The following is a 19,092-nucleotide window of genomic DNA, read 5'->3' as shown; positions in this document are numbered from 1 at the left end:
GTACGATAATATGTTACATTAAATAATAGTAAAGAAAAAGCGGAAACATATGAGAACGATTGAATCAGTTTAAAAATTGGGTATATGAAAATGGGGAGTTTCTTACAAAGTGAATGTGCAGGATCATCCTGCAAGGAGGTCACCTATGGATACGGGCACACATGTCGTTATGGGCATCGCACTGGGCGGTATTGCGACGCTTGATCCTGTTGTCGCATCAGATCCGGCAATGGCTCACGCTGTTATGATCGCAACGCTTGCGGGCTCTCAGGCTCCGGATATTGATACTGTGTTAAAGCTTAAAAACAATGCTGTTTATATAAGGAATCACAGAGGATTTACCCATTCAATTCCCGCCGTTTTGTTTTGGTCTGTCATCATCCCGGCGATTCTGTATTTATTTTATCCTCAGGCCAATTTTCTGCACCTGTGGCTGTGGACGCTGCTGGCCGTTGTTCTGCATGTCTTCGTCGATATATTCAACGCCTATGGGACACAAGCCATTCGTCCGTTTTCGAAAAAATGGGTTGCGCTTGGGCTGATTAATACGTTTGATCCGTTTATTTTTATCAGCCATCTGGCAGCTATTGCGATTTGGTATGCAGGCGGCAGTCCCGGCATCACGTTTCTCAGCTTATATATCATATTGGCAGGCTATTATTTGGTGCGCCTGATCATGCAGCTGAGAATTAAACGAAAGCTTCATGAGATGATTCATGATGAGATCGAAAGCATTATTATTTCTCCAACGATGAAATTCAGGCAATGGCGAATCGCAGTGACGACAGCACATGCTTTCTATGTAGGAAGAAGCATGGAAGGGCACGTCGTGATTCTGGATACATTTAATCGAGTGCCTGTTCCTGAAACCGATGTAATGCATGCGGCAAAGCAGGATGATAACATCGCGGCGTTTCTGTCCTTTTCTCCGGTTTACCGGTGGGAAGTGGATACGTTTAAAGATCATTATGAGGTGAGATTTATCGACCTGCGTTATCGGAGCAAAGGCCATTATCCTTTTGTGGCAATTGTTCATATCGGCCATGATCTTACGATTCGTTCGTCCTATACGGGATGGATATTCAGCGAAGAAAAACTTCAGAAAAAATTAAAGCTCGGCTCTATATAGAGCCGAGCTTTTTACGTCTTATATATAAAACAGCAAGCAGCAGACTGACGAGAGATATGATCGCCGATATGTTGAAGTATGGCGGATAGTAAGTCAGCTCAATGTGATTGTCTCCCTTTTGCGCCTTGAAGCCTATAAAAGCATAATCCGCTTTTTCGATCTTCTGTGTGTGTCCGTTGATCTTCAGCTCCCAGCCTTTTTCATATGGGATCGGAAGCATGATGTACTGGTCTTTTGACAGATGATATGCAAAGGTCAATTGATTTTTGTTCCAATTCAGTTTCTCTGCTTTCTCTGTTTTATGTTGCAATACAGCGTTTTTCAGCGTTTCATAATTCTCTTCATAGAGCGCTATATTTCTCAGCTCATAGGTTCCTTTCGGAAGATGGATTGAGATATGGCCTGATTTAGGCACTCTGACCGTAATATCATTTACACCGGTTTTATAGATCGATTTGTTCGATTTCCTTGTTGTGACATAATCATTTACCTTTAATGTAAATCCTTTGTCTTTTGCTTTGCTTTTCAAATAAAAGCCGACATAGTAGTCTCCCGGAGCGGATGATGGCTGTTTCGGAGTGATGATCAGCTCTCCTCCGTTTTCTCCAGTTACGGTGAGCAGTCCGTTTTGATAATGAGCTTGTTTTGCGGTGATGTCCGACTTGGTGATCAAATTGGCCGGTTTTGGTGTCTGCTCGGTTTTTCCAGATGGATCTTTTAATATGATTCCTTTCAGCATCGCCTGTTCTTTCGCAAGAGCGGGCAATTGGTCCAGCTCACTTTCACTGTATATGGCATCCGCTGTTTTGACGAATGGAAGCATGTTCTCATTCTCATAAACCGCATAATGCTCTGTTTCTAAATGCTTTTTGAAGCCGTACGGGACGCTGGCTGCGTTTGTTTTTTCCGTCATATAATATTTGCCATAAAGCAGGCTGTATAAATTCGTCCTGTCTCCCAATGACGCATAACGGCTGACGCTTTCCCTGCCCATATCGATGCTTAAATCATTCCAATAGAAGGCCAGCAGATTTTTATTTAAAATGCTGGAATAGGCGCTGAAGCCATTAAATCCGTAAATGATTGGCGTATTATTGCGGACACCGTTCATCCAGTCGATTCTCATGAGCGGATCATTGTCTTCCTTTTGTAAACGTCTGATGAGCTCAGCTGATTCTTGCCCTCTGTATTCCTCACTTGTAAGATATTCTCTTGTCACACTATCCAGATCGCCGCCTTCTGAGAGTGCGTATTTTTGATAGGAGTTGGCAACAAACAGCGAAGAAAGAATGATGATACCGTACACAGCCACTTTTGCCTGTTTTTTCGCAAAAGCTGCAGCAAACAAGGCTGCGATTGTCACAAGTAAGAGCAAGAGAATGCTTTCATTCGCAGGCTTCCATATATCGAGCTTATACCTTTGGATATGATACAAGTAAAGAAGCAGGACGATAGCTATGGCCGGGAGTAGTTCTTTCCGTTTCAGTTCAGACAGCTGTGACAAACCAGCCGCCGCTGATCCCGCAATGGTAAAAGCCAGAACATATTCAAAGCGGTTTTGCGGGGCGGAAAAGCCGTTAAAGACGCTTGCCGCATACGGACTGAAATGAAAAAGAATAAACAGCAGGCTCAATCCGGCAAAGAGACGAAACACACGGTTTTTGTAAAAAGACATCATAAACAAAAACAGCAGAAAAGCGGCCGGCACAATGATGATCCGGCTCGAAAATAAGATATTATCATCGAAATTGAGCCACTCTATTTTCTGGCTGTATGGAGGGCGCAGGTTGTTTAAATAACCGTATACCACCGGCACAAACACCGCCGCACTGATGCCAAAAGAAATGAGGCCCGAAACCAGAAACAATCTGCATTGAACCCATCTTTTCACTTCATCCTGTTCCAGTCTGATCAGCCATCTGAACAGCACGTAGATTCCGATGAATATAAGGTTTATGTATGCAAAGTAAAAATTGTTGATGAACGTCAGCGAACACGCAACAATAAACCACGCCGGACGCCGCTCTCTAATAATTTTTTCTGCGCCGAGCACAAGCAGCGGAAGCCAAACCATTGTATCGGTAAAAAATTCCCAATACGCTTCGTGACGGAAATAAATGATTGAGGCACCGTATAATACGGCTCCTGTAAACGACGCCGCTCTATGCTTGAGAAGATAGTGAAAAACAGAAGCGGACGTAAAGATGATCAAGCTCAATTTGAAAATACTGATAAAAACAGCTGACTCTGCCCAAAAAAGCGTATCCGCTTCTCCGATAAACTGAAGGGCCTGAAGCAGCCAAACAACGGCGGACACAGCAAGAAATAGAAAAGAAGCAGAAAAATAATAGCCGAGCTGACTGAATGTGCCGCCGCCAAGTCCGAATGAATAATTGTAGAAAAAATTCCCGTGTGTATATTGGTCAAATAATAATTTTTTAAATACGATCATTTGCGCAAGTCCGTCACCCGGACCTGTCATATACCTGCCTTCCGCCCATTCTTTCACAAAAAAGGCGTGTGCCAGAACGGACACCAGCAGACTGGCCGCATAGATCATAACATGTTTTCTTTTCATATACATTCTCCAGTCTTGCTATTAAGATGATAGACACGCAAAAAAAAGCACTGCCAATGACGCTTGGTGATTTCAGTGCATTTTTGTCAGACGCCGCACGCTTTTTAATTCGTTCGTTTCAGGCAGGTCTTTGTTTGGGATATTCGCTTCTTTGATCAAATAATGCGGGCGTTTTTTTGTTTCATAATAAATTCGGCCGATATATTCGCCTATGATCCCGAGGCTTAACAGCTGTACTCCGCCGAGAAATAACACAGCTGAAATAATTGTAAAATACCCAGGCACAGAAATACCGTTAGTCAGAATTTTAACGAATGTGGCAATGATATAAATGATGGAAAGCAGCAAGATGAAAATGCCGGTGTAAAAACATAATCTCAGCGGCTTATGATTAAATGAAACGACGCCGTCCATGCCGTAATTAAACAGACTGCTGAACGACCATTTGGATGTGCCGTTTTTCCGTTCGACATTTTCATAAAACACAATTTTCTGATCAAAGCCGATCCAGCAAAAAAGGCCTTTCGAGAAGCGGTTTCCTTCGCTCAGCTTCAAAAGAGCATTTACAGCTTGGCGGCTTAACAATCTGAAGTCACCCACACCATCACGCAAATCGACTTCCACCGCTTTATTAATGAACTTGTAATACATTGATGATAAGAGTGAGCGGACAAACCCGTCCCCTTTTCTGTTCCTTTGGGCAATGACCTGGTCATACCCTTCTTCGTAGCCTTTGATAAATTCCTTCAGCAAATATGTCGGATGCTGCAGATCGGCATCCATTACAATTACCGCCTCGCCCTGAACATGCTCAAAGCCCGCCAAAATCGCGGCTTCTTTTCCAAAATTCCGAGAAAAAGATATATATTTCACCCGGCTGCACGTCACTGCCAAGTCTTTGATCTGCTGAAGCGTGTCATCAACGCTTCCGTCATTTATGAAGAATATTTCATAGTCATAATGAATGTTTTTAAATTCCTTTTTTAAAGATTCATGAATGAGTTTGACATTATACCCTTCATTGTAAGACGGGATAATAATCGAGATTAATCCTTGCTTCATTAAGGCACCTTCTTTTTATTATTCTTTTTAAGTATTGCCTTAGGGGAGTTTTACACAAATCTTCAGTAAGGCTATTCCTTTTTTTAAAGTCGTTTAAACCTATTTTTTGTTACAATTTTATGGTGACATTCATAATTTTTAATGTTATTTTGTCATGTTTAAAACAGACTATGAAAAAATCGCACAGAAAAAGTCTGCCATTATGGCAGACGGATGAAGAGAGATTCAAACTTATTGGTTCTTAAGATATTCCAAAATCAGCTGATTGACGATGGCTGGTTTTTCGTGGTTAATCCAATGGGAAGCTTCATCTACAAAGATGAGATGTCCATTCGGGCATTGCTTTTCCGTCTCTTTCGCAAGCTTTCTGCTCAAAAAGCGGTCTTCCATTCCCCAGATCATCCGGTAAGGTGCTGTTTCATAAGGCGGTTTCTCTGCAAGGCTTCCTTTTCTGAGGGCTCTGTACCAGTTCAGCATAGCTGTCAGTGCACCCGGCTGTTTCCACGCTTCTTTGTACCTGCTGACATCATCGGACGAAAAAATCTCCGGACGGGCCGATAATCCAATCGCTTTGTCTAATGTTTCATAATCATTTTCCCTTAGTGATGCCTCCGGTATGTCTGGCAGCTGAAAGAATGCGATATACGAGCTTTTCAGCCACTGCGGCGGATAAAGCGGCGTTACGGTTTTCATGACGTGCGGGTGCGGGATGTTGATCGCGATCAGTTTTTCAAGATATTCCGGGCGTGTGGAAGCCAAATGCCATGCGACAGCCCCTCCCCAGTCATGCCCGATGACAATTGCTTTTTCATCAGTGAATTGCGTAATAAGTCCGATGATATCATCTCTTAATGTATCAATTCGGTATGAATCAATTCCTTCCGGTTTGTCACTGAGATTGTAGCCCCGCTGATCAGGAGCAATGACCCGGTAACCCGCATCAGCAAGCGGTTTGATTTGATTTTTCCAGCCATACCAAAACTCAGGAAATCCATGAAGCAGGACAAGCAACGGACCGTCTTCCGGTCCTGCGCTTGCTACATGGAGCGTGATTCCGTTTGTATTGACAAACTGGCATTTAACTCCGTCCACTTCTATCTCCTCCTTGACTGTGCGTCATGGTTTTCAGTCTTTTTTCCGTTAGCATAAATATGATGACACAAGCGGCAATCAGCAGGATTAGCTGAAGAATGATCAAGCTTGATCCCAGAAAAAATCCCATTCCCGCAATCACCAAGCCTGACAGGATCATTAATGATGCACTGTAACGGTTCGCTTCATTCCATAATCTTTGATCTGACATTGAGCGTCTTGTTCTGTATCCGTACACACTGTTGATGGATTTGGGAGGAAACTGTTTGATCAGTATGCCCGCAATGATCATAAGCCCTCCGCCGACTAAACCAGCCATATTATCATCTCCTTTCTCATTGTTACGTGCAGAAAGAAGAAATGTTTCACGAATAGACAAAAAGACAAGCCTCGGCCTGCCTTTTATCGCATTTGTAAATCCGTTGTGTGAATATAGCCTATAACACCGCCATAATCCACGAACGCCCAAGTGAAGTCAAATCCTCCGTTTTTACTAAATCCCCACCCGAGTATTGTCACCTCTGTTCCAGATGAGAGCTGCTTAACTTTTCCGTTTTCGGGCGTCGGTGTATAGAAGGCTGTCTGTTTCGTTGTTTTCGCTTGGCTTGCGGTTTTCATTAAAAAGTGGGTTGAAATATATGCTTTCTTTCCTTTGAAATGAATTTGAGCCCAATCGGCATTTACGAACCCATCGACTGTTACCTTTTGTTCTGATGATACAGTGCCGAGAATATCACCTTCATGATTTGGCTCAGTCCGGACATTCAGTTTTCCTGCTTTTATGATGTAAGTATCGGATGATGGCATGCTGACAGATATGTCGTGAAGGGGCGCAGCTTTTGCTGCGGGAGCGGAGTGAAGTGCTGTCAAGCCCATTCCTATGGCAGCTGTTAAAGCGAGCATTACTTGTTTCTTTTTCATTTAAAGCTCCTCCTCGCATTTGACAAGATATAAGTGGTATTCCCTGATTGACAGGCTGGCGAAACATGTTTTATGTAAAAAAAAATGAAAAAACCTGCCGGTCGCTAACGGCAGGTTTTTAATGCAAAAGGCCTCTGCTTTGATGTAAGTAATCATTCACGTCGTTACGGGAGCTTTGAAAAAGGTGGAGCTGGCCTCCGTAGTTTTCGATCCATTGTGTGACGATTTTTTCAGTCATTTTTTCACCCTGATAGGCGTGTCCGGCTTTTGCATAGGTTGCTTCAAAATCGCTCCATAGCAGTTCCACCCATGTTTTCGCCTGTATATAGCTGATCATATCGTTCTTTTCCAGAAGCAGATTCGTCAGTTTCTCAATGTACATATTCATGTGTGCAGTCTCCTTTCTTCAGGAAAAAAATAACGCTTTATTACGTGGTGTTCTCCATATACTAACCTTACGTCTTCATCTGGAAAGACGCAACTTTTTGATCTCGAACCTAGGGGGGATATGACATGGTCCGGAATAAAGAAAAAGGATTTCCTTACGAAAACGAAAACAAATTTCAGGGTGAACCGAGAGCAAAGGACGACTATGCTTCAAAGCGTGCTGATGGATCGATTAATCAGCATCCTCAAGAAAGAATGAGAGCCTCTGGCAAACGGTAAAGAAGAACAGCTGCATACACTGCAGCTGTTTTTACCCTTTATTGACTTGATATTCGTAGACGCTCTTCTTTTCTGATAAGTGTGCGAAGGTAGAAAGCACAAGTCCGCATGCGGTCATAAGCGCGCCGCCTGCAAACAGCCAGGAATAAGAGCCAGTTCCGCTTAAAATCATTCCGCCGATCCATGCACCAAGGGCATTAGCAAGGTTAAATGCTGATACGCTGACAGCTGCGGCAATGGTTGTGCCGCCCTCAGATGAGGAAATGACCTTTGTTTGCAGCAGAGGCGGCGTGCCGAATGCGCATGCCCCGAATAGGAACGTGGCCACAATAGCTGCAGCCGGGTAAATGGCGATGTACGGAAATACAGCCAGAACACCGATTAAACCGATCATTACGCCGATCATCGTCCGAGTCAGCAGAGGCAGCGGCACTTTTCCCGCAAAGAAATTCCCTGCAACGCCTCCCAAACCATACGCAAAGAGAGCGCCTGTAATGCCAACCGTGCTGAATCCGGCTGAATGTCTCAAGATCGGTTCGATAAAGGTGTAGGCGATAAAGACACCGGAATAGCCTAAAATGGTAATCGCGAAGGAAAACAGCACTTGTTTGTGCTTAAAAACCCCCCACTCATTCATAAGCATGGGGATCACTTTTGGTTTTCTGTTTGGCACGGCAGCCATAAGGCCTAAAAATCCGATGACTCCAAGTGCCGTAATGATGGAAAACACCGCTCTCCAATTCAGGACATCTCCGAGATAAGAACCGAATGGAACACCAAGCATTAGAGCTACTGTGAGTCCGCCGTTCATTGAAGCAGCGGCTGCAGCGCGCCTTTCCGGCGGAACCATTTCACTGGCGAAGACCATGGCTATCGCGAAGAATGCGCCGTGAATGGACGCAGATAAAATTCTTGAGACGGCCAGTACCGCAAAATTCGGTGCCAGTGCGCTCATCAGGTTTGAAAGGATAAAAATCGCCATCAGCCCAAGAAGCACAGGCTTTCTCGGGAGCTTGACAGAAATGATGGTGACGAGCGGTCCTGTCAAACAGACGCTTGCCGCGTAAGCCGTGACAAGAAGCCCTGCAGATGAAACCTGTATATGAAAGTCATTGGCAATCGACGTCAAAATACCCATCACCGCGTATTCTGTATAGCCGATTGAAAATGTACAAATCATAAGAACAAATATAATAAATTTTACAGATGGGTTTTTGATACTCAACGTCATCGCCTCCTTTGATATTAAAAAACAACGAGTTCCATACTAAAAGATTTTTAAAGTGAATTCAATGATTTTTTCTTTAAGACCTCGTGTAAATGTGCTGCACAAAAAAAAAGAGGCTGATAATCAGCCTCCCTGTTACGCTTTATTCTTTTTCTTTCAAAACTGAGATTGGCAGCGCTTCCTCTTGCTGAGGAGAAGAGGTTCTGTATCCCCATGCGAAAACGCCATTTAAATAACTGATGGTAAACTCGTCCTCAGTGCCTTCAACACGATACGTTTCTCCCGGTGAGTAATCTTCCGGGTTCAGCAAATATGCTTTTGCCATCGTAATTTTCCGTTCGAGCACTGCCAGTTCGTTTATAATTCCATGCTGTTCGGCTTTTCTTGCTTTTTCAGAAAGTAATGCGATTTCAGTATTGAGTTCGTGCGGTGTCATTTGACTGTATCGTTTCTCCATTTTTTCAGCTACTCCTCTTCGTGCAGAAATTGTTCGATTAAATCGAGTGAGAATCCTTTGCGGAATAAAAATTGTTTGACCTTCATGGCGCTTTCATAGGAGCCGTCATAGCGGTATTTTCTAAGCGCTTTTTCTGCTTGAATGCGCAGCGCTTCTTTCTCTGTGTCTTCATCATTTTCATATTCAATCTGCTCTAGCGCCGCATTGATGACATCAAATGAGAAGCCTTTGCGCTGAAGCTGCATCTGGGCGCGCTGTTTGAGTTCTTTTGTCGAAAGCTTTTTATCTTTTTTGAGAAGCTTTTCAACATGCTTGACCGCTTCTCTTGTCTGATCTTCAAAGGAAAAAGAACTTAGCGCCTCCTTAATTGTATCGTCATCAATTCCCTTCGCTCTCAGCTCTCTGAACAAAACATCAGGTCCTTTTCCGTTTGTTTTTTTGTGGGTGCTGACATAGGCTGCGGCAAATTCCTGGTCGTTTAAGTACTTGTAATCGTTGAGCTTATGGATGACCTCCGCAATGACGGGTGGCGAGGTTTCTTTTTTCTTCAAGTGGTCCTCGACCTCTTTCGTTGACCGCATTCGATAGGATAAAAATTCAAGCGCGCGGTTGAAGCCTTTCTTCACTTCATCGCCGTATTGAATCTCAATGATGTCAAGATCATCAAGTTCTTTTCCCTTCTTGAGCTCATATTTCACAAGCACATCCGCGTCCACGCTGAAGGCGTATTTATCATTCAGAAAAATATTGAAGCGTTCCGTATTCTTTTTTTGCGCTGATATTTTTGTAATAAACGGCATCTTAATCTCCCTTCTCAGGCCTGAAACGTGTTTCCTTTTATTAAAATGAGGTAAAGTATATTTATTAGAACGATGAGGAGAGATGTTGATGAATATCGCAATGACGGGCGGAACCGGTTTTCTCGGCCGGCATCTGACAGGCGTTCTTACCCGCCAGGGACACCATGTTTATATTTTATCAAGAAACGCAAGGGAAACTGAACAAAAAAATATGACATATGTCCAATGGCTGACGGAAGGAGCCGCCCCGGAGCAGGAACTTCCTCATATTGATGTCTGGATAAACCTTGCGGGAAAATCGATTTTTGGCCGCTGGACAGAAAAAACGAAGCAGGACATTCTCTCCAGCCGTATCAATGCGACGCGTGAAGTGCAGCGGCTTATTCGTAAACAGAAGGAGAAACCGAAGACATTGATCCAAGCCAGTGCTGTGGGTATTTACGGCACAAGCCTTGAGAAAACCTTTACAGAGGATTCTGCAACGTCAGATGAGGATTTTCTCAGCCATACTGCGCACCTGTGGGAAAAGGAAGGACAGAATATTGAGGCGATGGGCATCAGGACGGTTTATGCGAGATTTGGCGTGATGCTTGGAGAAAAAGGCGCTCTACCGCTTATGGTTCTCCCCTATAAGTTTCTGGCCGGCGGAACGATCGGAACAGGCAGACAGTGGCTGTCATGGATTCATGTCGAAGACGCAGCCCAGATGATCCGATTTGCGGTGGAAAACGCCGGCATCTCTGGCCCAATGAATGTCACCGCGCCCAATCCTGTGGAAATGAAACAATTCGGCAAAACGATTGCACGGGTGAAGCACCGCCCGCACTGGCTCCCCGTCCCGGAATTCTTTTTATCAAAAGCATTGGGTGAGATGAGTCTTTTGATTGTGAAAGGTCAGCGCGCTCTTCCTAAAAAAGCGATCACCTCTGGATTTCGTTTTACATATTCGGATCTTGCCTTCGCACTCTTACAGCTGATAACGGACCGAAAGACTGTATAAAAACAGCAGGAAGCGTCAACCTTAAGGATAACATGGTTGAAGGAGGTCCTTTTTATGGAAAAAAAGAGGGAGAAGCACCAGCAAGGCGCCAACCTGAAGAAAATGCAGGAAGTTCTTTATTCAGGCGAATTTAAAAAAGCGGAAAAAGCTGCTAAGCGGAAGTAGGAATACATAGCCCCTTAAAACCAAATACTATCTTTGTTTGATATCACTTTTTAGGGGGAATTTGATATGGGCAGAAATCATATCCACAAAAACCGTGATAAAAACAAACAAAAGCTTCCACAAGTTCCCGATGCATTAAAAAGGGAAACTGACGGCGTTTACGAAGAATATTCAAGCGAGCTTGCTGATGCAAATGACCGCGAAGCGCAAGAGCGTGCGAAAGCAGCCGACAACAGAGCGAAAAAGAAATCTCGTTAATAAAAAACCCTTGTCTCCGTTTGAGACAAGGGGTTTTTTACATTTCAGTGAACCGGTCGCGGATCGGTGTGCGTTTTTTCACTTCCGGCGACTCGTCAGGATAACCCGTTTGTATGATGGCGGCGAAGCGTTCATTATCCTGTAAACCAAAGGCCTGATGGACTTCTTTGTCGTATAGGATTTTTCCGCTTTTCCAAACCATGCCGATTCCTTTTTCCCAAGCAAGAAGCTGAAGGTTTTGAATTAATGAGCTTGTTGCCGCAAAATCGTCGTCTCGCGCTCTTTCGTTTTCATCTTCCTGAAAAACGACGAGCAGAAAACCCGGAACGCGCCCAAGTGTGTTTTTGAAATTTTGAAGCTTTTCCTCTGTCATATCCGGCTTGGATTTCTTAGAGAACGCTGCAAATGTATTGATGAGGTTCGCTTTACCTGTCTCACTGGAAACGTAAATAAATCTCCATGGCTCTGTTACTCTGTGATTTGGCGCATATTTTGCCGTTTCAAGCATGTCAAGAATGACTTCTGCAGGTACTGGCCCTTGTTTAAACTTTCGAATCGATCTTCTGCTGCGTATGATGTCCCGCAGTTCTGAGTGCTGATGTATTTGTTCGGTTTGAGGCATACCGTTTCACCTTCCTATCCAATTGAAAATGATTATCATTTCATAATGATAACGGAAAGTGCATCTTGTTGTAAACCATCATCCGTATTAGATGTTAAAAATACGTGTTTCTGAGTAAACGGCCGTTCCTGTCATCTTCACTTTCACATGGCCGTCCGCTTCGTTCATTTCGATTTCGACTTTTCCATCCTTTCCGATTTCCTGCCCTTGTTCAATGATAAATTTATGCTGCTCGGCATTGCCATAATGTTTCATATAAGCCCCCATCACGCCGGACGCTGTGCCGGTCACTGGGTCTTCAATTGTTCCCGAATACGGGGATGAAAAGTGGCGTCCGTGCAGGTCGCTGTCAGGATGAACGGTTTCAAAGGTAAACGGATGGACTGAAGCTTTTGGCAGATCAACTAACACATTCGGAAATTGTTTGTTATCTGGCACCATCTTTTTAGAAGCCTCTAATGATTTAAGCGGTACGATGGCTGTCCATATGCCAGTGCTGCCAAATACAATCGGAAGATCTTCATGAAAATCTTCTTCGGTGATTCCCAGTGCGTGCGCAAGTTTTTCCCGATCGCCTGTAAATGGTTTGAATTGCGAGGAGGCCTGTTCAAGCGTAATGTGAATGCGGCCATCTTTTTCAGAAATGTTCACAGGCAGTATTCCGGCTTTCGTTTGGATGCTGTACGTTTTACCGCTCTCCAGCATCCCTTTCTCACATAATGCGTAAAGAGAAGCAACTGTAGCATGACCGCACAAATTCATTTCGTGTCCAGGGGTAAAGTAACGGAGTTCAAGATCGGCCGACTCGCTTTTTCGGATAAAGGAGGTTTCTGAATACCCGGCACGCTCGGCTATGATCTGCATCTCGTTTTCAGTAAAATCGTCTCCCTGCAATACGACGCCTGCGGGGTTTCCTTTTCCGGGACTGCTTGTAAATGCTTCATATTTTAATACCTCTGCTTCTTTCATTCATCTGCCGCCCTTTCTTTATCAATGTCTCTGTCAGTATAGCAAAATTAATTACGAATCTTCAGTTATTAATAAAAAAACCCATTTTCTTCTTCAAGAAAATGGGCGTAACGATCAAGAGTTTCTTGTTTTATAGAGCAAATAAATAAAATAAGGGGCGCCGATAGCCGCTGTAAAGACGCCGGCTGGCACTTCCACCGGAGCAAATAAGGTTCTGCCGACAATATCAGCTGTTAAGACGAGCAGAGCCCCAATAAGTGCCGACGCCGGAAGCAGCGCGCCATAAGATGAGCCGACAAGCCGTCTTGCAATATGGGGCGCCATCAGCCCGACAAAACCGATTGTGCCGGCAACTGAAACTGCACAACCCGTAAGAGCCGTACTCAAAAGGAGCAAGAAAAAACGATTTCGCTGCACAGCGCTTCCCGCACCCGCCGCAATATCTTCACCCAGCACCTGTATATTCATATTTTTCAGCGCGACAAAACAAATGAATAGGAGAATGACAGATAAGATAATAGCTATTTTTACATGCCCCCAGTTTGACCCATAAACTGACCCAGTGATATATACATTGGCTTGTGATGCCCGGTAAATCGGACCTTTGATCATCAACAGGGTAGTCATCGCCTGCGCCGACATTGAAAATCCGATTCCGATAAGCACCAGCCGAAATGTGGAGGCGCCATTTTTGTATGCCAGTAAATAGACGATGAGTCCGACAGCCGATGCGCCGATAAATGCGGCTGCTGGAAGCCATGACAGACTGATCGTAAGTGAACTGCTGCGGTCTGAGAAGAACATCATTAAAAGTACGACAGCTACTGCCGCTCCTCCCGTTATTCCGATAATATCCGGAGATGCGAGAGGGTTTCTGACGAGTCCCTGCAATATCGCGCCTGCCGCTGCCAAACAAACGCCGGCGCATAAAGCCGTCAAAATTCTTGGCATGCGGAACGACATGATCATCAGTTCATCCAGCTTGGAACCTGCGCCAAAGAATGTTTTTGCTACATCCCAGGGAGGAATAAACCTTTGTCCAAGACCGGCGCTTATGATGAGGACAGCAGCTGTTAATCCCAGTAAAACCAAAAAGACGATCCACGCTTTCTTTTCAGCCGCAGTAACGCCAAAACGAAGTTTCATAGCTTCGCCCCCCTTCTTGCGATGTACACAAACACAGGCATTCCGATGATGGCGGTCATGACCCCGACAGGAACTTCCTGAGGCATAATGATATATCGCGCACCAATGTCCGCGGAAACAAGCAGAATGGCACCCAAAACAGCGGAAAACGGCAGAACCCAGCGATAATCATTACCGACGACGAATCGGGCAAAGTGCGGAATAATGATGCCGATAAAGGAAATCGGCCCGGCAATGGCGACAGCAGATCCTGCTAGCAAGACAACACAAAGCGCCATCACGAATTTCAGCAGGCCCGTTTTTTGGCCGAGTCCTTTTGCCACATCTTCTCCCATCACAAGGAGATTTATTTTTTGGCCAAGAAAAAAGCAGATTACCAGCGCTGCCGCTGCATATGGAAACATCGTCATCAGCAGATCCAGACTCCTGCCCTGCACAGAGCCAGTCAGCCAAAATAGCACCTGGGCGAGCTCAAGTTCGTTGACAGACAGCAAGCCTTGCGTCAGAGAAGAAAACATGGCTGCCATGGCAGCTCCCGCCAGCGTCAATTTGATTGGTGTCAGCCCTTCTCTCCCAAACGAGCCTGCTGCGTAGACGATCGCAGCGGTAAATGCTGCCCCTAGAAACGAGCTCCATACTAGTGCCTGAGGTGATTGAATATGCAGAAAAAACGATCCGGCCACAATAAAAAAGCCGGCACCGGCGTTTATTCCGAAAATTCCCGGTGACGCAAGCGGATTTTTTGTGAGCGCCTGCATGAGTGCTCCCGCGGCTGCAAGCGAGGCGCCGACGACTGTGGCAACCAAAGCACGCGGAAGCCTGACGTCCTTGATGATGACATGCTCATTTGTACCGTTGAAGGAATGAAACGCTTGATAGACCTGTCCCCATGACGTACCTGTATAACCGTACACAACACTTGCGCAGACAGCTGCCAGTAAAATGAAAATCAGACATAATAACGTAATCCATTTTGAAGATGCCTTTTTGCAGATCATGATCTCATTCTCCCAGATTTACTATGTATTGTTTGTTTTTGAGAATAATCCTCAATTAGGGATTGACACTCTCACCACTGCTTATTATGATCTAAATGATAATGAATTTCAATATCGGGAGGAAAAAGATGAAAAAGCATATCAGCATGCTATTCGTATTTTTAATGACCCTTGTCGTACTTTCTGCCTGTAATAGTTCAGAAAGTTCAAGCAACAGCGAGGAGTCAAACAGCAAAACCAGAACGGTTAAACATGCAATGGGAACATCAGACAACATTCCCGCAAATCCAAAACGGATTGTTGTTTTAACAAACGAAGGCACAGAGGCGCTCTTAGCGCTTGGCATCAAGCCGGTTGGCGCCGTGAAGTCATGGAAGGGCGACCCGTGGTATGACTATCTGAAGGATGACATGAAAGGTGTTCAAAACGTCGGCCTTGAAACAGAACCGAATGTGGAAGCCATCGCAGAATTAAAGCCTGATTTGATTATTGGAAACAAAGTGCGCCAGGAAAAAATTTATGATCAGCTAAATGCGATTGCACCGACTGTTTTTGCTGAATCCTTGGCCGGGAATTGGAAGGATAACCTGACTTTATATGCCAACGCGGTGAACAAGGCGGATAAAGGCAAGAAAGCCATTGCCGATTTTGATAAACGCGCTGCCGATTTAAAAGAAAAGCTTGGCGACCAGACCAACAAAACAGTTTCTGTCGTACGCTTTTTATCCGGTGAATCAAGAATCTATTATACTGATTCATTCTCAGGAATTATTTTAGACCAGCTTGGCTTCAAACGCCCTGAAAAACAAGTAGAACTGTTCAAGAAGCAAAAGGACCAATTTACGTTCTCAACAGACAGTAAAGAGTCCATTCCTGATATGGATGCCGATGTGCTGTTTTATTTCACATATAAAGCCGATAATGCAAAGGAAAATGAAAAATGGGCCAATCAGTGGACAAGCAGTTCACTATGGAAAAACCTAAAGGCCGTGAAGTCAGGTAACGCACATGAAGTCGATGACGTCGTATGGACAACCGCAGGCGGAATTAAAGCCGCAAACTACCTGCTTGATGATATTGAAACCTACTTCTTAAAAACGAAATAAAAAAGATTCCGTCTTGTTAGACGGAGTCTCAGATTGTTGACAAAATCCTAAAATGGTTTTCATTTTAGGATTTTGTCATCTTTTCAGCGTGATTGAAAACCCTTGAAGTCTAGGAAGGACGAGCATAGGAGCGGAGCGAATGTTCTAATTCGTGAGCACCGAAGCGGAGTCCTGACAACGAATGCGAGGGTTTGCCGACACGCTGAGACTCCGTCTTGTTAGACGGAGTCTCTTTTGCTTTTGCCAATCAGACGTGTAACGAGGAACATGGTGACAGAAAGAGATCTGTTTTTCCGATACGCCAGGTATTTCCCGCGCCACTCCGGTTTGTATTTTTCTTTAAAGGCCCTTAGGCCGCTGAAGCTGTACATGTATCTGACATTGTTAAAAATGACAGCGGCAAACCTTTCTGACCAGAAGGATGTAAAGGCAGTGCCGACATTGGACAAGGGTGCCATTCCCATATTAAATGACGTGCAGCCCTCTTCCTTTGCCCATAAAAACATGCGGATGAACAATGCGTCCATAATGCCATTTGGAGCGTCGCCGCGATAGCGCATCAGATCAACCGATATCTCTCCTTCCTGGTACATCGGCATGACATTTGCGAATGCAACGATCTCTCCCTCTGCATTTTTCATATAGGCGATCGGCGCTTTCTGTAAATAGGCAGGATCAAAAAATCCGAGCGAGAATCCCTTCTCCTTTTTCGAACCTAACCATTCGTCTGAGATTTGTTTCAGCTCCTCCAGAAACGCATCAGAAAATGGGGGATGATCCACATGGAAAGTATACTCCTCCCGCTCAAAGCGGTTATTGATTGCCCGAAGGCCGGCTTTTTTCTTCCCAGTCAAGGTAAATGTATGTAAATCTACATATGCTTCCTCGCCCAATTTAAAGAAGTTGTAGCCAAAATCGTGATACAGCGCCATGTCCTCTCGTTCAATTTGATAGAACAAAACACTGAATCCCTTCTGATGCGCTTCGTTCAGAAACTCTTCCAGCACGAGCGGGAATGATTCTCTTTGGCCAGACGGGTCGCCAAGCACGACCAGCCTTCTGGCGATTTTCCCAAACAGAAGCAATGCATTCCCATCACTTGAAAAATAAAACCGCTTATCTCCAAGAAAGCCGAGATGGCTCAGCGCGTTGCCGCCTTTTTCATTGAGAAACGCAGCAAGACGCTCAGGGTCAGCTTTCTCTCCGATCGGTCGCGTTCTCTTATGATAGACCACTGTAAATATAAAGAAGAACAGCGGCACAATGATGATTGCCATGATGGTTGCATGTGTAATATGCGAGGTGCTGTGGACGAAATATTCATGACGCAGCACCTTCTTCATCCGATCCCAAATAAAGCCCGCAATCAGATTGTAGTTAAAGAGTGCCACAGTAAACAGCGCTACAGCAAAAATCAATTGTCCCAGTGTATAAGATGCCTGCTCGCGGACAAATTGTTTTTTCAATAGCACAAGCAATACGATAATCATCGGCAGTATGAATATCGCACTGATGTTAAGTCCTTTTAAAAAGCTGAACACAAACCCGCCGACAAGTGCTGTAATGGCCATCGTATAGGAGCGTTTTGTCCGTTTATAAAGCTCGATCGGCAATATCAGCAGAATGAGCGCTGAGCTTAAAGACAGACCGTTAAACAGCAAAAGAGCCGGGCGCGGAATGTGCGGTATGACCGTCAGCCTGTCAATCGGCAAGGAAACTGAGGCCAGGATAATCAGGCCTGCTACGAACACAATAAGCGAAAGCGAGCCTTGCAAAATTCTCACTAATACCGCACGCTGAACAACAAGCAGAACGTTTGTCGTCTCAATTGCCGGTGCGATGCGCGGGTTCGTTTCGAGCCGTTTCATTGTATTTTCCGTCAGGTCGCCTGCGGCAAAGAATAGTCCCAAAATGAATGGGATAAATGAATAGGCAAGCCTGTACAATACAATAGAAGTAACGATGGCCTCCTGATGATAGCCAAGCTGCTCCATCCCCAGCAAAAACAAAAGGTCAAACGAACCAAAGCCGCCCGGCACGAGGCTGATCATCCCGCCGATCGCCGCAATGACGAACACTCCGAACACATACCTGATATCAGCATGAACGCCCATAGCGAACAAAGCAAAATAGATGACGATCCCGGCCATGAGCCATTCAACAACGGAAGCTCCAATATATGCGAAAATCGGATTTTTCACTTTATCCGCATTTTCTTCGTCCCCAGCTTTGCGGTCTTTTATTTTGGACACTGCCAAGGATAGCGGCAATATCAGCGCAAAACCGATAACGACCGCCCACAGCCAAGGCTTTTCATGAATGACTTCATCCACCGGCAGCACTCGTGCAACGACAAAAATGCTGAAAACAGATAATCCGAGCAGCATAGATGATGTGAGCCAGGCGATTCCTTTCACGAGAGCCTTATGGTCTTTCGTATGCTCCTTATAAAACATCATTCTTAACCCGACTCCGGCTAAACCGCCGAATCCCAGCACATTATTAAATGAATTGGCGATCCAGGAAACCCTGAATACTTTTCCGTTTGTGATCGATAGGCGCAGTGAGTATTTCAGGACGTAATCATACAGAGACATGGCCGCTACAGCCAGCAAGCCGACAAACACAAGTATGAATAAGTCTGTTCGTTCCAGCCCGTTGATGACCATGAGCGTACGTTTGAAAGACAGATTTGTCAGTTCTTTTTTCGATTGATAAATAACAAATAGCAAAACAGCAATAGGAAAAACGATTTTTAATATTGATAAAGCATTCTTTTTAATCAGCAATGGTCTCTCCAATCATATTCTAGTTCGAATCTCTCCCCCAATAATCTCCAACTCATTATACACTACCGTTATTTCTCGGACAAAGTCCCGCATGCAGTTTCTGCTC

The 19,092-nt window shown here is 44.7% G+C and carries 20 protein-coding genes; 6 read left to right on the top strand and 14 right to left on the bottom strand.

Going from position 1 to position 19,092, the window contains the following annotated elements; all coding sequences use genetic code 11:
* Positions 1–145 precede the first annotated feature (145 nt).
* Positions 146–1,129, top strand: coding sequence for a metal-dependent hydrolase (locus tag MY9_RS04840; RefSeq protein ID WP_014663274.1), 984 nt, complete (start codon positions 146–148; stop codon positions 1,127–1,129).
* On the opposite strand, the gene MY9_RS04835 is transcribed toward MY9_RS04840, so the two are convergent.
* The 6 genes from MY9_RS04835 to MY9_RS04810 form a co-directional block, all read right to left on the bottom strand.
* Complete coding sequence (locus tag MY9_RS04835; protein WP_014663273.1) at positions 1,122–3,707, bottom strand: YfhO family protein; 2,586 nt, start codon at positions 3,705–3,707, stop codon at positions 1,122–1,124. The two genes, MY9_RS04840 and MY9_RS04835, sit on opposite strands and share 8 nt — an antisense overlap.
* 72 nt (positions 3,708–3,779) lie before the next feature.
* Positions 3,780–4,769, bottom strand: a complete 990-nt coding sequence (locus tag MY9_RS04830) for a glycosyltransferase family 2 protein (protein WP_014663272.1) — start codon at positions 4,767–4,769, stop codon at positions 3,780–3,782.
* 231 nt (positions 4,770–5,000) lie between these two features.
* Positions 5,001–5,861 (bottom strand): epoxide hydrolase EphM, encoded by an 861-nt coding sequence (gene ephM / locus MY9_RS04825; protein WP_014663271.1) that lies wholly within the window; start codon positions 5,859–5,861, stop codon positions 5,001–5,003.
* Entirely contained in the window at positions 5,848–6,180 is a 333-nt protein-coding gene (locus MY9_RS04820; protein ID WP_014663270.1) for an SdpI family protein, read from the bottom strand. Before MY9_RS04820 ends, ephM begins: the two co-directional genes overlap by 14 nt.
* A gap of 83 nt (positions 6,181–6,263) precedes the next feature.
* Entirely contained in the window at positions 6,264–6,782 is a 519-nt protein-coding gene (locus tag MY9_RS04815) for an SH3 domain-containing protein (protein ID WP_014663269.1), read from the bottom strand.
* Positions 6,783–6,900: 118 nt separating this feature from the next.
* Positions 6,901–7,170: a YfhJ family protein gene (locus MY9_RS04810; protein ID WP_014663267.1), complete on the bottom strand. Its 270-nt coding sequence runs from the start codon at positions 7,168–7,170 to the stop codon at positions 6,901–6,903.
* Between the two features lie 125 nt (positions 7,171–7,295).
* Between MY9_RS04810 and MY9_RS04805 the strand changes: the two genes are divergently transcribed.
* Positions 7,296–7,448 carry a small, acid-soluble spore protein K gene (locus tag MY9_RS04805; protein WP_003223241.1) on the top strand — a complete coding sequence of 51 codons (153 nt, stop codon included), beginning with the start codon at positions 7,296–7,298 and terminating at the stop codon, positions 7,446–7,448.
* A 31-nt stretch (positions 7,449–7,479) separates the two neighbouring features.
* Here MY9_RS04805 and MY9_RS04800 read toward each other — a convergent pair whose 3' ends face one another.
* The 3 genes from MY9_RS04800 to recX all read right to left on the bottom strand — a co-directional run bounded on the left by MY9_RS04800 (position 7,480) and on the right by recX (position 9,933).
* A complete protein-coding gene (locus MY9_RS04800; RefSeq protein ID WP_014663266.1) occupies positions 7,480–8,673 on the bottom strand; it encodes an MFS transporter in 1,194 nt (397 codons plus the stop codon).
* A 145-nt stretch (positions 8,674–8,818) separates the two neighbouring features.
* Positions 8,819–9,133, bottom strand: a complete 315-nt coding sequence (locus MY9_RS04795) for a YfhH family protein (RefSeq protein ID WP_014663265.1) — start codon at positions 9,131–9,133, stop codon at positions 8,819–8,821.
* Positions 9,134–9,141: 8 nt separating this feature from the next.
* On the bottom strand, positions 9,142–9,933 hold the full coding sequence (gene recX / locus MY9_RS04790; protein ID WP_014663264.1) for a recombination regulator RecX: 792 nt from the start codon (positions 9,931–9,933) through the stop codon (positions 9,142–9,144).
* Positions 9,934–10,021: 88 nt separating this feature from the next.
* On the opposite strand from recX, the gene MY9_RS04785 reads away from it, so the two are divergent.
* The 3 genes from MY9_RS04785 to MY9_RS04775 all read left to right on the top strand — a co-directional run bounded on the left by MY9_RS04785 (position 10,022) and on the right by MY9_RS04775 (position 11,356).
* On the top strand, positions 10,022–10,933 hold the full coding sequence (locus tag MY9_RS04785; protein ID WP_014663263.1) for a TIGR01777 family oxidoreductase: 912 nt from the start codon (positions 10,022–10,024) through the stop codon (positions 10,931–10,933).
* Positions 10,934–10,987: 54 nt separating this feature from the next.
* The gene (locus MY9_RS04780; RefSeq protein ID WP_003223230.1) at positions 10,988–11,098 is read left to right on the top strand and encodes a YfhE family protein; all 111 of its coding nucleotides are present in this window, start codon (positions 10,988–10,990) and stop codon (positions 11,096–11,098) included.
* Between the two features lie 66 nt (positions 11,099–11,164).
* The gene (locus MY9_RS04775; protein ID WP_014663262.1) at positions 11,165–11,356 is read left to right on the top strand and encodes a YfhD family protein; all 192 of its coding nucleotides are present in this window, start codon (positions 11,165–11,167) and stop codon (positions 11,354–11,356) included.
* Positions 11,357–11,393: 37 nt separating this feature from the next.
* On the opposite strand, the gene MY9_RS04770 is transcribed toward MY9_RS04775, so the two are convergent.
* From MY9_RS04770 to MY9_RS04755, 4 genes are all read right to left on the bottom strand, one after another.
* Positions 11,394–11,978 carry a nitroreductase family protein gene (locus MY9_RS04770; protein WP_014663261.1) on the bottom strand — a complete coding sequence of 195 codons (585 nt, stop codon included), beginning with the start codon at positions 11,976–11,978 and terminating at the stop codon, positions 11,394–11,396.
* A gap of 87 nt (positions 11,979–12,065) precedes the next feature.
* Positions 12,066–12,947, bottom strand: coding sequence for a PhzF family phenazine biosynthesis isomerase (locus tag MY9_RS04765; protein ID WP_014663260.1), 882 nt, complete (start codon positions 12,945–12,947; stop codon positions 12,066–12,068).
* Between the two features lie 114 nt (positions 12,948–13,061).
* A complete protein-coding gene (locus MY9_RS04760; RefSeq protein WP_014663259.1) occupies positions 13,062–14,093 on the bottom strand; it encodes a FecCD family ABC transporter permease in 1,032 nt (343 codons plus the stop codon).
* Entirely contained in the window at positions 14,090–15,091 is a 1,002-nt protein-coding gene (locus MY9_RS04755) for a FecCD family ABC transporter permease (protein WP_014663258.1), read from the bottom strand. The genes MY9_RS04760 and MY9_RS04755 overlap by 4 nt, the downstream gene beginning before the upstream one ends.
* Positions 15,092–15,219: 128 nt before the next feature.
* Between MY9_RS04755 and MY9_RS04750 the strand changes: the two genes are divergently transcribed.
* On the top strand, positions 15,220–16,197 hold the full coding sequence (locus tag MY9_RS04750; protein ID WP_014663257.1) for an ABC transporter substrate-binding protein: 978 nt from the start codon (positions 15,220–15,222) through the stop codon (positions 16,195–16,197).
* 218 nt (positions 16,198–16,415) lie between these two features.
* Here the strand turns inward: MY9_RS04750 and mprF are convergent, their stop codons facing one another.
* Positions 16,416–18,986, bottom strand: a complete 2,571-nt coding sequence (mprF, locus tag MY9_RS04745; RefSeq protein ID WP_014663256.1) for a bifunctional lysylphosphatidylglycerol flippase/synthetase MprF — start codon at positions 18,984–18,986, stop codon at positions 16,416–16,418.
* Between the last annotated feature and the right edge of the window lie 106 nt (positions 18,987–19,092).

The organism is Bacillus sp. JS (genome assembly GCF_000259365.1).
GTDB classification, from domain to species: Bacteria; Bacillota; Bacilli; order Bacillales; family Bacillaceae; genus Bacillus; species Bacillus stercoris.
The sequence above is the reverse complement of the archived record's forward strand: the minus strand, read 5'-3'. Positions and strand labels throughout refer to the sequence as shown.

Coding starts and splice junctions, on each gene's coding strand:
- MY9_RS04840 (WP_014663274.1), top strand. CDS start 146: ATGGATACGGGCACACATGTCGTTATGGGCATCGCACTGGGCGGTATT.
- MY9_RS04835 (WP_014663273.1), bottom strand. CDS start 3,707: ATGAAAAGAAAACATGTTATGATCTATGCGGCCAGTCTGCTGGTGTCC.
- MY9_RS04830 (WP_014663272.1), bottom strand. CDS start 4,769: ATGAAGCAAGGATTAATCTCGATTATTATCCCGTCTTACAATGAAGGG.
- MY9_RS04820 (WP_014663270.1), bottom strand. CDS start 6,180: ATGGCTGGTTTAGTCGGCGGAGGGCTTATGATCATTGCGGGCATACTG.
- MY9_RS04815 (WP_014663269.1), bottom strand. CDS start 6,782: ATGAAAAAGAAACAAGTAATGCTCGCTTTAACAGCTGCCATAGGAATG.
- MY9_RS04810 (WP_014663267.1), bottom strand. CDS start 7,170: ATGAATATGTACATTGAGAAACTGACGAATCTGCTTCTGGAAAAGAAC.
- MY9_RS04805 (WP_003223241.1), top strand. CDS start 7,296: ATGGTCCGGAATAAAGAAAAAGGATTTCCTTACGAAAACGAAAACAAA.
- MY9_RS04795 (WP_014663265.1), bottom strand. CDS start 9,133: ATGGAGAAACGATACAGTCAAATGACACCGCACGAACTCAATACTGAA.
- recX (WP_014663264.1), bottom strand. CDS start 9,933: ATGCCGTTTATTACAAAAATATCAGCGCAAAAAAAGAATACGGAACGC.
- MY9_RS04785 (WP_014663263.1), top strand. CDS start 10,022: ATGAATATCGCAATGACGGGCGGAACCGGTTTTCTCGGCCGGCATCTG.
- MY9_RS04780 (WP_003223230.1), top strand. CDS start 10,988: ATGGAAAAAAAGAGGGAGAAGCACCAGCAAGGCGCCAACCTGAAGAAA.
- MY9_RS04775 (WP_014663262.1), top strand. CDS start 11,165: ATGGGCAGAAATCATATCCACAAAAACCGTGATAAAAACAAACAAAAG.
- MY9_RS04770 (WP_014663261.1), bottom strand. CDS start 11,978: ATGCCTCAAACCGAACAAATACATCAGCACTCAGAACTGCGGGACATC.
- MY9_RS04765 (WP_014663260.1), bottom strand. CDS start 12,947: ATGAAAGAAGCAGAGGTATTAAAATATGAAGCATTTACAAGCAGTCCC.
- MY9_RS04760 (WP_014663259.1), bottom strand. CDS start 14,093: ATGAAACTTCGTTTTGGCGTTACTGCGGCTGAAAAGAAAGCGTGGATC.
- MY9_RS04755 (WP_014663258.1), bottom strand. CDS start 15,091: ATGATCTGCAAAAAGGCATCTTCAAAATGGATTACGTTATTATGTCTG.
- MY9_RS04750 (WP_014663257.1), top strand. CDS start 15,220: ATGAAAAAGCATATCAGCATGCTATTCGTATTTTTAATGACCCTTGTC.